The sequence below is a fragment of the Paraburkholderia solitsugae genome (assembly GCF_013177695.1).
Classification (GTDB): Bacteria; Pseudomonadota; Gammaproteobacteria; order Burkholderiales; family Burkholderiaceae; genus Paraburkholderia; species Paraburkholderia solitsugae.
On the sequence record NZ_WOEY01000115.1, the window covers coordinates 119,261 to 132,658 of the forward strand.

Annotated in this window: 10 protein-coding genes; 1 reads left to right on the forward strand and 9 read right to left on the reverse strand. The window is 62.8% G+C overall.

All coding sequences use genetic code 11. The features are described from left to right. Window positions 1-37 precede the first annotated feature (37 nt). From GNZ12_RS29260 to GNZ12_RS29270, 3 genes are all read right to left on the reverse strand, one after another. Complete coding sequence (locus GNZ12_RS29260) at window positions 38-2,302, reverse strand: ATP-dependent DNA helicase (RefSeq protein ID WP_172315634.1); 2,265 nt, start codon at window positions 2,300-2,302, stop codon at window positions 38-40. A gap of 63 nt (window positions 2,303-2,365) precedes the next feature. Beyond that, window positions 2,366-2,584 carry a DUF465 domain-containing protein gene (locus GNZ12_RS29265; RefSeq protein ID WP_074282971.1) on the reverse strand — a complete coding sequence of 73 codons (219 nt, stop codon included), beginning with the start codon at window positions 2,582-2,584 and terminating at the stop codon, window positions 2,366-2,368. A 127-nt stretch (window positions 2,585-2,711) separates the two neighbouring features. After that, window positions 2,712-3,656: a hypothetical protein gene (locus tag GNZ12_RS29270; protein WP_172315635.1), complete on the reverse strand. Its 945-nt coding sequence runs from the start codon at window positions 3,654-3,656 to the stop codon at window positions 2,712-2,714. A gap of 357 nt (window positions 3,657-4,013) precedes the next feature. Between GNZ12_RS29270 and GNZ12_RS29275 the strand changes: the two genes are divergently transcribed. Then, on the forward strand, window positions 4,014-6,359 hold the full coding sequence (locus tag GNZ12_RS29275) for a Tex family protein (RefSeq protein ID WP_172315636.1): 2,346 nt from the start codon (window positions 4,014-4,016) through the stop codon (window positions 6,357-6,359). 155 nt (window positions 6,360-6,514) lie between these two features. On the opposite strand, the gene GNZ12_RS29280 is transcribed toward GNZ12_RS29275, so the two are convergent. The 6 genes from GNZ12_RS29280 to hflC form a co-directional block, all read right to left on the reverse strand. Further along, complete coding sequence (locus tag GNZ12_RS29280; protein ID WP_172315637.1) at window positions 6,515-8,401, reverse strand: potassium transporter Kup; 1,887 nt, start codon at window positions 8,399-8,401, stop codon at window positions 6,515-6,517. 346 nt (window positions 8,402-8,747) lie between these two features. Continuing rightward, on the reverse strand, window positions 8,748-9,332 hold the full coding sequence (locus tag GNZ12_RS29285) for a phosphoribosyltransferase (RefSeq protein ID WP_172315638.1): 585 nt from the start codon (window positions 9,330-9,332) through the stop codon (window positions 8,748-8,750). Window positions 9,333-9,335: 3 nt separating this feature from the next. Beyond that, the gene (locus tag GNZ12_RS29290; RefSeq protein WP_172315639.1) at window positions 9,336-10,682 is read right to left on the reverse strand and encodes an adenylosuccinate synthase; all 1,347 of its coding nucleotides are present in this window, start codon (window positions 10,680-10,682) and stop codon (window positions 9,336-9,338) included. A gap of 202 nt (window positions 10,683-10,884) precedes the next feature. Further along, the gene (locus tag GNZ12_RS29295; protein WP_172315640.1) at window positions 10,885-12,036 is read right to left on the reverse strand and encodes an ATP phosphoribosyltransferase regulatory subunit; all 1,152 of its coding nucleotides are present in this window, start codon (window positions 12,034-12,036) and stop codon (window positions 10,885-10,887) included. Between the two features lie 223 nt (window positions 12,037-12,259). Continuing rightward, window positions 12,260-12,451 (reverse strand): DUF2065 domain-containing protein, encoded by a 192-nt coding sequence (locus GNZ12_RS29300; protein ID WP_054041860.1) that lies wholly within the window; start codon window positions 12,449-12,451, stop codon window positions 12,260-12,262. Between the two features lie 44 nt (window positions 12,452-12,495). Continuing rightward, window positions 12,496-13,398 (reverse strand): protease modulator HflC, encoded by a 903-nt coding sequence (hflC, locus tag GNZ12_RS29305; RefSeq protein WP_172315641.1) that lies wholly within the window; start codon window positions 13,396-13,398, stop codon window positions 12,496-12,498.

Sequence of the window (13,398 nt, forward strand, 5' to 3'; positions counted from 1 at the left end):
TTGTCATTTAAGCGCCGCTTTTTACAACGGCATTCACTTAATCGTTTATTGAGCCCGGCGTTGCGTTCTCTTCGAAGAACTCGCGCACAACTTCGATCTCACGTGTGCGCTTGAATGGCGGCAGGCTCTGCCATATACGGCGCCCATACGGTTTGTCGACGAGACGCGTGTCGCAGATCATCAGCACGCCACGATCGGTCTCAGCGCGAATCAGACGGCCCGCGCCCTGCTTGAGCGTAATCACTGCCTGCGGCAACTGATGGACCGCAAACGGGCTCAATCCCTTCTTCGTCAGCGCATCCAGACGCGCCGACAACACCGGGTCATCAGGCGGCGCGAACGGCAGCTTGTCGATCACGACCAGCGAGAGCGCATCGCCACGCACGTCCACGCCCTCCCAGAAGCTTTGACTGCCCACCAGAATCGCATTGCCGTACGCACGGAAGCGATCGAGCAACTCGGTGCGGCTCGCATCGCCCTGCACGAGCAGCGGATAGTTCCAGCCGCGCGCTTCAATGGCGTCGCGCAATTTAGCCGAGATGCGGTCCACCGCGCGCAACGTCGTGCACAGCATGAATACGCCGCCACCCGATGCCTCGATCGCGGGCAATGCAGCGTCGAACACGGCGTCGGTAAACATCGGCGACGACGGCTGCGGCAAATTACGCGGCACGTACAGAAGCCCTTGCGTCGGATAGTCGAAGGGACTTGGCAGCGTCATCGAACGTTTCGCGTTCAGGCCCATCTGCGCCGCATAGTGTGTGAAGTCGCCCCGCACCGACAACGTGGCCGACGTGAAGATCCACGCACGCGGCACGCCGGCACGCTGCTTCGCGAAGATCGGCGCAACCGACAGCGGTGTTTCGTGCAACTGCACAGTGTGCGCAAAGACTTCGATCCAGCGCACCTTTTCATTCGGATCGGCCCGCTCGGCCTTGGTGTCAGCCGCGGCTTGCTCAGCGGCTGCGCGCTCGGTCTCGGTGGGTGGCGCGGTCCAACCCGCGAGCACGCCTTGCAGCTCGCGTGCGCGGCGCAAACACGCGCCGATCGATTCGGCACGCTCGGCCTGACCGGCCAATGCCGAGGCCAATGCATCGAGTTCGGTTTCGAGCGTTTTGAGCGCGGGGAACAACGGATGATCGTCGGGCAACTGGCCGATCGATAGACGCACCGAGTCTTCCTTGAACGCCAGCCGCACGTCGCGCGCAGCGCGTTCGAGCGTCGAGCCAAGCTTCACCCAGTCGACCGTTTCGCGCGCATGGCCCAGACCCTCAGCCACGGAATCGCGCGCGAGTTCGAGAAATTGCGTCGTGGAGAGCGTCTCGCCGAAGAACAGCGTCGCGGTCTCCGGCAGTTGATGCGCTTCGTCGAAGATAACGGTGTTGGCGGTCGGGAGCAATTCAGCCATGCCGGTATCGCGCAACATGATGTCGGCGAAAAACAGATGGTGATTGACGACCACGATGTCGGCCTGCTGCGCCTCGCGGCGCGCCTGCATCACGAAGCACTCCTTGTAATGCGGGCACTCCTGGCCAAGACAGTTTTCACGCGTGGACGTGACCATCGACCACACCGCCGCCGTTTCCGGCACGCTCGCGAGTTCGGCCTTGTCACCGGTACGCGTGATCTTGGCGAAGCGAATGATGTCCTGCAGATACGAGGTTTCCTGGCGCGACGGCAGACGGCCGTTATCCGCTGTGCGCTGCAGATAGTAATGGCACAGGTAGTTCACGCGGCCCTTGAGCATCGCCACCGACACCGGCACGGCGAGCGCGTCGCGCACGGTCGGAATGTCGCGCTGAAAGAGCTGATCCTGCAAATGCTTGGTGCCCGTGGAGACGATCACCTTGCCGCCCCACAACATGGCCGGCACGAGATACGCATAGGTCTTGCCGGTGCCCGTACCGGCTTCCACGATCAGCGTGTTTTCGCTGCCGTCGAGACCGTTCGATTCGTCGTTTTCGGGGGTTTCGGTTGCAGCATCCGCGCCCGGCGATTGCAGACGCCGCGCGGGACGCTTTTGCGCTTCGAACATCGCGGGCTCGGGCATCGCGCGGCCCGACGCTTCCATGGCCGCCGCGACGGCGCGCGACATCTCGATCTGCGACGCGCGCGAACGATAGCCGTCGATCTGACGGGCAAGCAGGCCATTGTCGGCGAAGATATCGTCCAGTTCAGCGACGCGGCGCGGGTTCAATGACGCGGAGAGCGCTGACGTGGGCGCACGCGGTGCCGGAGCGCCGGCCACCGGAGCGTCGTCGCCCGCCGCGGCAGGCGGGGAAGTTTCAAGCGGTAAATTCAAGGCAAGCGTTTCCTGCAAAGTCCGGCGCGCGCGGCGCGACCCGGCACCTGCCAGGCCACGAACTCAGGCGCGTGCGTCCGGTTCGAGCTGCAATTGCAGCAAGATGATGGTGTCCTTGACTTTGAGTTTGCGCTTTTTCAGGCGCTGCAACTCGAAGTCGTCGATGCCGGGCTCATCCGACATTCGGTCGATCAAGCGATCGAGCCCACTATGCTCCGATTCCAGCTGCAGAATACGGTCGCGAAGTGTGTCCGTGGTGATGACGTGATGTTGATCGCGCATGCTCGCCTCCTCTCGTAAGCGGCCCGGGCTGCGTGGTGCAGCCCGATGCCTGAGGTTGCTGTCCGGCTTAAAACGCGTTACTGCGACTACTGTCCTGCTACAACCCTACCAGAACCCGCTACAGCACCTACTGTTGTTCCTGCTGCTGCTTTTGCTGTTCTTCAAGTTCCTGTTGCTGTTTCAACTGGTCCTGACGCTTCTGCTCGGCTTTCTCGGCCGCCTGCTTCTGACGGGCTTCGACGTCGGCCTTGTGCTGCGCTGCATCGGCCTGCTTCTTCTCGAAGCTCTGCTGCTTCTCTACCCGCTCCTGCGCCTTTTGTGCGCCCTGCTGACGCGCTTGCTCGAGCTTGCGCTGGAAATCGGCCTGCTTCTGGTCGTACGCCTGGCTATTGGCTGCGGCTTGCGACGGACTGATGCCGCGCTGCGCCTGATCCAGCGCATGCTGTTGCTGCTTCTGCTGATAGGCTTCTGCGTTAGCGCTGCGCTGCGGCGCCTCGGCTGCGCGCTGTGCCTGGTCGAGCTGGTGCTGGCGCTGCTTGTCTTCGTAGGCCTGTGCGTTGCGCGCGTCGTCGGCGGCGCGTTGCGGCGCACTCGCTTCATCTTGTGCGCGTTTGAGCGCCGCCTGCTCGTCACGCTCACGGGCGCGCTGGACACGCTGTTCGCCGTCGAGCGCGAGCTGTTCCTTGCGTATGTCGGCCTGCACCGAGCGCATGCTGTCGCGCGCCTTGTCCAGACAGTGGTTGACGAAGAACTTGCTGTAGCAATCGTGTTCGGCGACCGCGTAACGGTAGTTGTTGTCCTCGGTGCGCTGATCGAGCACTTTCTGCCGCGCGTCGAATGCGCTGTCAGGCGATGCCGCGTTATCAGCATTCGCAGCGTTGCCGGCATTATCCGCGCCCGTGGCGTTCTTGGTGCTCGTTGCGCCCGCCGCACTCGCCGCCTGCGCGCCCGCAACGGCTGCCGGGGCGAGACTGCTGGCGGCCTCGAGCGGCGCCGCGGATTGCGCTACGGCCGGCGCGGACATGGTCAGCGCAGCGGTCATGACGCACACGGTGCATGAAGCGAAAAACATCCCATTAGACGGGAACGCAGGCTTGAACACGGACCGCGACGCCGAAACGAGCGATGTAAGCGGCAAGCATGACAAACGCGGCGACAGAAAAAGCGGCAATTGTGACAAGCGAGAGACCAAGCGGGAGCCCAGGCGGTTGAGGGACAAGGAGGTTGGCAACGTCGTAAATGGTCAACGGAACATGCCCGAAATTCTATCACCCTGCGGTTGAGCCCTTTGGCATTTATGGCAAAATGCCCCGCTCCAGCAACCTGGTCGCAGCGCGCACGCCCCGCGTGCACCGGCGTGCCCGACGTGGGCGCGGCGTGTGCCATTGCCGCGCGACCTTTGATTGAGTAGCAGGAACACCAAGACCTTATGACGGAAACCGTAGCACTCAAGATCGTACAGCGCATCGCCGCCGAACTGTCCGTCCAGCCGCGCCAGGTCGCGGCCGCGGTGCAACTTCTCGACGAAGGAGCGACTGTTCCGTTCATCGCCCGCTACCGGAAGGAAGTGACCGACAATCTCGACGACACGCAACTGCGTAATCTCGAGGAGCGCCTGCTCTATTTGCGCGAGCTGGAAGACCGGCGCGCCACGATCATCGCGAGCATCGACGAACAGGGCAAGCTCACCGACGAGCTGCGCACCGCGATCGAAGGCGCCGACAGCAAGCAGGTGCTGGAAGACCTGTATCTCCCGTATAAGCCGAAGCGCCGCACGCGCGCGCAGATCGCCCGCGAAGCCGGCCTGCAGCCGCTCGCCGACGCGCTGCTGGCCAATCCCCTGCTCGACCCGCAAACCGAAGCCGTCGCCTACGTGGACGCCGAAAAAGGCGTCGCCGACATCAAGGCCGCGCTCGACGGCGCGCGCGACATCCTCTCCGAACAGTTTGGCGAAACCGCGGATCTGCTCGGCAAGCTGCGCGACTACCTGTTCAACCAGGGCGTGGTGTCGTCGAAAGTGGTCGAAGGCAAGGAAAACGCGGAAGAAGAGAAATTCCGCGACTACTACGACTACGCGGAAACCATCAAGACCGTCCCGTCGCATCGCGCGCTGGCCCTGTTCCGGGGCCGCAACGCGGGCGTGCTGATGGTCAAGCTGGGGCTCGGCGAAGAACTCGACGCGCAGGTGCCGCATCCGGGCGAAGCGTTGATCGCGCGCCACTTCGGTATCGCCAATCAGAACCGCCCGGCCGACAAGTGGCTCTCCGACGTGTGCCGCTGGTGCTGGCGCGTGAAAGTGCAGCCGCACATCGAAAACGAGCTGCTGACGAATCTGCGCGACGAAGCCGAGCACGAAGCGATTCGCGTGTTCGCGCGCAATCTGAAGGACCTGCTGCTGGCAGCGCCGGCGGGCCCGAAGGCTGTGATCGGCCTGGATCCGGGTATGCGCACCGGTGTGAAAGTCGCAGTGGTCGATCGGACCGGCAAAGTGCTCGCCACCGACGTGATTTATCCGCACGAGCCGCGCCGCGATTGGGACGGTTCGATCGCGAAACTGGCGCGCATCTGCGCGCAGACGCAGGCGGAGCTGATCAGCATCGGCAACGGCACGGCGTCGCGTGAAACGGATAAGCTCGCGAGCGAACTGATCGCGCGTCATCCGGAGTTCAAGATGCAGAAGATCGTCGTGTCGGAAGCCGGCGCATCGGTGTATTCGGCCTCTGAACTCGCGGCGAAGGAATTCCCTGACATGGACGTGTCGCTGCGCGGCGCCGTGTCGATTGCGCGCCGTCTGCAGGATCCGCTCGCGGAACTGGTGAAAATCGACCCGAAGGCAATCGGCGTCGGCCAATACCAGCACGACGTGAATCAGCGCGAACTGGCCCGCTCGCTCGACGCAGTGGTCGAAGATTGCGTGAACGCGGTCGGCGTGGATGCCAATACAGCGTCGGTCGCTTTGCTGGCGCGCGTGTCGGGTCTGAACGCGACGCTCGCTCGCAATATCGTCGACTATCGCGATGCAAACGGCCCGTTCCCCTCGCGCGAACATCTGCGCAAGGTGCCGCGTCTGGGCGACAAGACCTTCGAACAGGCCGCCGGGTTCCTGCGCATCAACAACGGCGAAAACCCGCTCGACCGCTCCTCGGTTCACCCGGAAGCCTATCCGGTCGTGGAACGCATGCTCGCGAAGATCAGCAAGCACGTCGGCGAAGTGCTCGGCAATCGAGAGGCGCTGCGCGGCCTGTCGCCGGCGGAATTCGTCGACGAACGCTTCGGCCTGCCGACCGTGCGCGACATTCTGCTCGAACTCGAAAAACCGGGTCGCGACCCGCGCCCCGAGTTCAAGACCGCGACCTTCCGTGAAGGCGTCGAGAAGGTTAGCGATCTGACGCCGGGCATGGTGCTCGAAGGCGTCGTGACGAACGTGGCCGCCTTCGGTGCGTTCATCGACATCGGCGTGCATCAGGACGGTCTGGTGCACGTGTCGGCCCTGTCGACGAAGTTCATCAAAGACCCGCACGAAGTGGTCAAGGCCGGTCAGATCGTCAAGGTGAAGGTGCTGGAAGTCGACGTGAAGCGCCAGCGTATCGCGCTGACCATGCGCCTGGACGACGAGTTCGGCGCGGCAGCAGCGCCGCGCAGCGGTGGCGGCGCCCAGCAGGACCGCGGCCGTTCCGGCGGCGGTGGTGGACGCGGCGCGCAGCAACCGCGCTCGCGTGAACCGGAAGCGGGCGGCGCAATGGCCGCGGCATTCGCCAAGCTCAAGCAGAAGTAAGCGGATTCATCAGCGCGCGATCCACTCGCGCGCTGATATTCGAGCGACTGAGCGACGAAAAAAAGCCCACGCAATTGCGTGGGCTTTTTTATCGCTTGTCGCTCGTCACTTACCGCGCCCCGGCATGCAAGGCGCTAACGAACCTGGGTCCGTCGTCAGATCTCGATCTTCGTCCCCAACTCAACCACCCGGTTGGCCGGGATGCTAAAGAAGTCGGTCGGCTTGGCGGCGTTCTGATGCATCCATGCGAACACACGTTCGCGCCACACCGACATGCCCGGCAACTGCGTCGGCACAACCGTTTCGCGCGCCAGGAAGAACGACGTGTCCATCAACTCGAACGTCATGTCGTGCGTGCGGCCCACCTCGAGCAGCACCGCCTTCACGTCGGGCGTTTCGTTGAAACCGTACGCCGCTTTAACGAGATACAAGCCGCCGTTGAGATCCTTGACCGTCACGCGTTCAGCATCCTTCACATACGGAATATCGAGCGTCATGAAGGTCAGGAAAATGGTGCGCTCGTGCAGCACCTTGTTGTGCTTCAGGTTGTGCAGCAAACTCACCGGCACGAGCGAATCACTGCCGGTCAGATAGATCGCCGTACCCGACACGCGATGCGGCGGGTGCGCAAGCAAGCCCTGCAGGAACGGCATGAGCGGGATACCGTCGGCGGCCGTGCGCTCCTTGACGATCATCCTGCCCTTGAACCACGTCATCAGCAGGAAGAACAGCAACGCGCCGATGCCAAGCGGCAACCAGCCGCCCTCTTCGACCTTCAGCAGATTGGCGCCGAAAAAGCCTAAGTCGACCACCATGAACACACCGATGATCATCGCCACGAGGAACTTGTTCCACTTCCACACCTTGACCATCACGACACAGGCGAGGACCGTAGTGATCACCATGGTGGCCGTCACCGCAATACCGTAAGCGGCGGCGAGATTGTCCGAGCTCTTGAACGCGATCACGATGCACAGAATGATGAACAGCAGCATCCAGTTCACCACCGGCACATAGATCTGACCGATCGCCAGTTCCGACGTGTGCATGATCTTCATGCGCGGCACGTAGCCGAGCTGGATCGCCTGGCTCGTCAGCGAATAGGCACCGGAAATCACTGCCTGCGACGCAATCACGGTCGCCACCGTCGACAGCACCACGAGCGGCAGCAACGCCCAATCCGGCGCGAGCAGGAAGAACGGGTTTTCGATCGCCTTCGGGTCATGCATCAGCAGCGCGCCCTGGCCGAAGTAGTTCAGCACCAGCGAAGGCATCACGAGGACGTACCACGCCATCCGGATCGGTTTGGCGCCGAAGTGACCCATGTCGGCGTAGAGCGCCTCGGCGCCAGTCAGCACCAGCACGACCGAGCCGAGCACCACGTAGGCCTGCAACACATGTGCGGCCATGAAGGTGTAGGCGTAATACGGGTTCAGCGCGCGGATCACGTTCGGCGACTGAACGATGTGCCACAGCCCCAGCGCGGCGAGCACCAGGAACCACACCACCATGATCGGGCCGAACAGGCGGCCGACGGTGGCCGTGCCATGCCGCTGAATCCAGAACAGCAACACGAGAATCACCATGGTGAGCGGCAACACCAGATGAGACATATTGGGTGCCGCGATCTCCAGACCCTCGACCGCGGAGATCACCGAAATGGCGGGCGTAATCACCGCGTCGCCATAGAACATGCACGCACCGAAGATGCCGAGCATCATCAGCAAGCCGGCCGCTTTCGACTTCTGGTCGACAGAGCGCAGCGCCAGCGCCATCAGCGCGAGAACACCGCCTTCGCCGTTGTTGTCGGCACGCATCACGAACAATACGTACTTGATGCTGACCACGATCACGATCGCCCAGAACAGCAGCGAGATCACGCCCAGAATCGATTGATCGGTCAGCGGAATGCCATGTGACGGGCTGAACGCCTCTTTCAGCGAGTACAGCGGGCTCGTGCCGATATCGCCGAACACCACTCCGATCGCGGCAATCGCGAGGGAAGGCAGAGGCTGTTTGTGCACGTGATTGTTATCTGTCATAGACGCGAGGAAATCCGTTCCCTGAGCGGAAAAAACGACCGCTATTCTAAACTGCCCGCCTAGCGCCGCCCGGCTTGTTGTGGATACACCACGTGGATGGTCCGCGAAGTGTAGCACCGCGATTTAGGCGCGTCTGCTGCGTCAGGCGTTTCGCCGGCGCCGGCAAGCGCATTCTGCGGAGCGCCGTTCGCAGCCCGTGCTACGGCGTACACACTAAGCACGCGCTTAGCATCCAGCACTCACACTCAATGCATACGGCGCACATAAAAAAACGGAGCCCAACCGGACTCCGTTCTGCAGGCACTGCACGGGCTACGACGCGATAAGTACGGCGTCGTAGCGCGCATCACGTGCCCGACGACTCCTGCTGCATACCGCGCTTGATCCACGCACCGAGATTATGCGGGCGAACCGTATCCCACTCCTCGAACGGCTGGTGAATCCACGGATTGGTAGGCAGATACTGCACGTGGTAATCGGGCTTCACTTTCGAGCAGCCCTTGTACCAGAGCACCGCCGAGCGCACCGCGGTGATCGCCGGATAGCGCTCTTTCAGATGCTGCTGCACGCGTGCCAGCGTCACACCGGAATCGACCAGGTCGTCGACCAGCAGCACGTTGCCATGCAGCTCGCCGCGCGTCATCGTGATGTATTGCGCGATGTCGAGTTCGCCCTGCTCCGTGCCGGCCGCTTCGCGGTACGAACTGGTCGCGAGAATCGCCAGCGGCAGATCGTAAATACGCGAGAGCTGATCGCCGACGCGCAAACCGCCGCGCGCGAGACACAGGATCTTGTCGAACTTCCAGCCCGACTCATGCACGGCCAACGCCAGCAGTTCGATCAGCCGGTGATACTCGTCCCAGCCGACCCACAGGCTCTTGTCATCGTTACGCGGATCTTTCATCGCAATCATGGGTACACCTTGCACCATGGCTTAAACCTTGAACGGATGACGAAGCAGGATCGTTTCGTCACGATCCGGACCGGTCGACACCATGTCGATCGGAATACCCGCGACTTCCTGCACACGCGTCAGATACGCACGCGCGCTGGCCGGCAGCTTGTCCCATGCCGTGATGCCGACGGTGCTTTCCTTCCAGCCCGCGAAGGTTTCGTACACCGGCACGCAACGCGCGACTTCCGAAGCGCCACGCGGCAGCAGGTCGACATGCTTACCGTCGACCGTGTAGCCGATGCACAGCTTCACTTCGTCGAGGCCGTCGAGCACGTCGAGCTTGGTGATGCACAGGCCCGACACGCCGTTGATCTGGATCGAGCGGCGCAGCGCGGCGGCGTCGAGCCAGCCGGTGCGGCGCGGACGGCCGGTGACCGAACCGAATTCCTTGCCGACCTTGGCGAGTTCCAGGCCGATCGGTTCCTGACGCGCTGCGTTATCCGCGTCGTACAGTTCGCTCGGGAACGGGCCCGAACCGACACGCGTGCAATACGCTTTGGTGATGCCGAGAATGTAGTTCAGCTTTTGCGGACCGACGCCTGCACCCGCAGTGGCCGCACCGGCCACGCAGTTGCTCGACGTGACGTACGGATAGGTGCCGTGGTCGATGTCGAGCAACGTGCCTTGCGCACCTTCGAACAGCAGGTTGTTGCCGGCTGCGTTTTCGTCGTACAGACGGCGCGACACGTCGGTCACCATCGGCTTCAGACGGTCGGCATAGCTCAGCATCGTGTCGAGCGTTTGCTGGAAGTCGACCGCGGCGACACCCAGGTATTGCGTCAGCACGAAGTTGTGATAATCGAGGTTTTCACGCAGACGTTCGGCAAAGCTTTCCGGCTCGAACAGGTCCTGCACGCGCAAACCGCGGCGCGCCACCTTGTCTTCGTAGGCCGGGCCGATACCGCGACCGGTGGTGCCGATCTTGCTCGCGCCACGGCGCGCTTCGCGGCCCTGGTCGATGGCAATGTGATACGGCAGGATCAGGGTGGTGGCTTCGGAAATGAAGAGGCGATTCTGAACATCGACCCCGGCGGCTTCGAGCTCGCCAATTTCCTTGAACAGCGCTTCCGGCGACAACACGACGCCATTGCCGATGTAGCACGCGACGCCGGGATGCATGATGCCCGACGGAATCAGACGCAAGATGGTTTTCTTGCCGCCGATGATAAGCGTGTGACCGGCATTGTGACCGCCCTGGAAGCGAACGACGCCTTGAGCGTGGTCCGTCAGCCAGTCGACGATCTTGCCCTTGCCTTCATCACCCCATTGGGTTCCCACGACGACGACGTTACGCCCGGGGTTCACATTCACTGCGCTGGCAGACATGTTGTTTCGTAAGCTGGTTAAAAACGTATTCTACCTATGTTCGCGGAACCTTCCGAATTTTTCCGTTTCCGCTCAATGGTATGCACGTTATGGTGGGTATGTCGAAAATAGCGCGGCGAGTGGCCGCGCCGGGTCCGGCGACGCTTTGGACGCCGTCTGAAATGCCCTTGGGTCGCCCCGCAAGCGGTCTATCTATTCGTGCTCAGGGACGGGGTTCAACCACCCACGCGCCGTTGCGCTCGACCAACACGCGGTCGCAGGCGAATTCGTCAAGATCGTGCTCGTGGCCAGGGAGTGCCTGGATCACGACTTCACCGGCGTTACGCAGCGCGGCGACGCTGGTGCGCAACGCTTCGTCGTGCTGCCACGGTGCAAGAATCGCGCTGCTGCGGGCTTCCACAGGCGAAATACGAGCGACCTCGCGCAGATCGAGCGAGAAGCCGGTGGCCGCGCGCGCGCGGCCGTAGGCCTGGCCAACGTGGTCGTAACGGCCGCCGCGCGCAACCGCATTCGGCACGCCGTCGACATACGCCGAGAACATCACGCCACTGTGGTACGCGTAGCCGCGCAAATCGGCCAGGTCGATCATCACTTCGGCGCCTTCCACCTGGCTTGCAAGGAACGCGAGGTCGTCGAGCGCGCGCGCGATGGCCGGTGCGTTCGGCAAGCGTGCACGGGCTTCGTCGAGCACCGACGCGTCGCCGTAAAGCGTGGGAAGCGAGCGCAATGCGTCCCGCGTAACCGGGGTGAGATTGGCGGTCAGCTCGACGAGGCGCGGCACATCCTTGCCGGCCAACGCGTCGTAGAGCGATTGACCCAGTTCGTCCGCAGCAGGCTCCGCTTCGATCAACGCGGCGAGCACGCCTGCATGACACAAATCGAGCCGCACTTTCGCGAGGCCGGCCAGACGCAGCGCGTCGAGCATCAACTGCTGGATTTCCAGATCCGCTTCGAGGCCGGCGTGACCGTAGATTTCGGCACCGATCTGGATCTGCTCACGCGTGGCGTGCAGGCCGCGCGGACGCGTATGCGCGACATTGCCGGCATAGCAAAGCCGCGTCACACCCTGACGATTCAACAGGTGCGCGTCGATCCGCGCGACCTGCGGCGTAATGTCGGCGCGCAGACCGAGCGTGCGCCCGGACATCTGATCGACAAGCTTGAACGTGCGCAGATTCAGATCGTGCCCGCCGCCGGTGAGCAGCGACTCGATGTATTCGAGCAGCGGCGGCATCACCATCTCGTAGCCGTACGAGCGGAAACGGTCCAGCAAATGGCGCCGCAACTCTTCGATCTTGCGGGCTTCCGACGGCAGCACGTCGGCGATATTCTCGGGAAGTAACCAGGTCGACATCGATACAGTCCTACGACGTTGAACACGGCAGCTGGGTGTGCCGGTAAGTGAGTGTGAATGGCGGGCAAAGGCTCTATTCTGGCGGCTGTAGCAGGCATCGGAACTGCCCTTCGCAGCCCCTTAGCCAACCTTGGCCAAGCTTGGCCCGCGCCGGAACGCTCGCTGTTGCCACGCATGTCGCCAACGCGGCCGTGCGCGGCGACGGACGCTGTGCAGCGCCCCTTCAGGTCACGATAAACAGCAGGATCAGCCCGAGCACCATCACGACCAGCCCGCCGACGCGAATCTGATGCGGCGGCCGTTCCGCTATTTTACGGAATGTGTCGCGCCAGGCGCTCGGGAAAACGAAGGGAAACATCCCTTCGATAATCAGCATCAATGCGATCGCGAGCAGTAACGAGCCGGCTATGTCCATGCGAATGAAGGGGCCGCGATGCGGATGCCGCGGCCTTCCGGTTATCAGTGTTTGCGCGGTACCGCGGGAGCGTCCGGGGCGGCGCCGCCGGTCGGGCTACGCATGAAGCGGAAGAACTCGCTGCTCGGGTCGACCACGATCACGTCGCCTGGCTTGAAGGTGTTCTTGTACGCCTGCATGCTTTGATAGAACTGGTAGAACTGCGGGTCGCTGCCGTATGCCTCGGCCGCGATTTCCGCTGCCTTGGCATCGCCCTCGCCCTTGATGGTCTGCGCCTGCTTATAGCCGTCCGCGAGAATCGCCTGTTGCTGGCTGACGGCGTCCGCCTTGATCTGGTCCGCCTCAGCCGTGCCCTTCGCACGTTCGTCGGCTGCAGCCTGCTCGCGTGCGGCGATCATCCGCTTGTAGACCGTGTCGGCCATAGCTGCCGGGAAATCGACGCGCGTGAGTTGCACGTCGAGCACCGAAACGCCCAGCGATGCTGCGGCTTTGTCCATCGCGCCACGCGCTTCGTCGGCAACGGCTTGTTGCTTCGCAAGCGCATCGGTCAGCGTGACCTTGCCGAACGCGTCGCCGAGCGCACTGCGCGACAACAGCGCCAGACGGTCCGGCAAGCTTTGCACGTCGCTCTTCGTTTCGGCGAGCAGCTTCAGTGGATCGGTCACGCGGTATTTGATGACCGGGTTGGCCAGCAGGTCGGTCTTGTCCGACGTGACATAGCGATCTTCATCCGGCGCGTCGAGCGACTGGATGCGGTTATCGACCAGCGTGACCGTTTGCAACGGCGGCGGCAGCTTCACGTGCAGACCGGGGCCAAGCAATTCGGGCGCGGTGTCGCCATGCGAGGACAGCACGGCCATATGCCGCTGGTCGACCACGAATACCATCGACGATGCGGCGAACAGCACGATGACTAAGGCAACGACGAGCGCAATGATCTTGTTCAT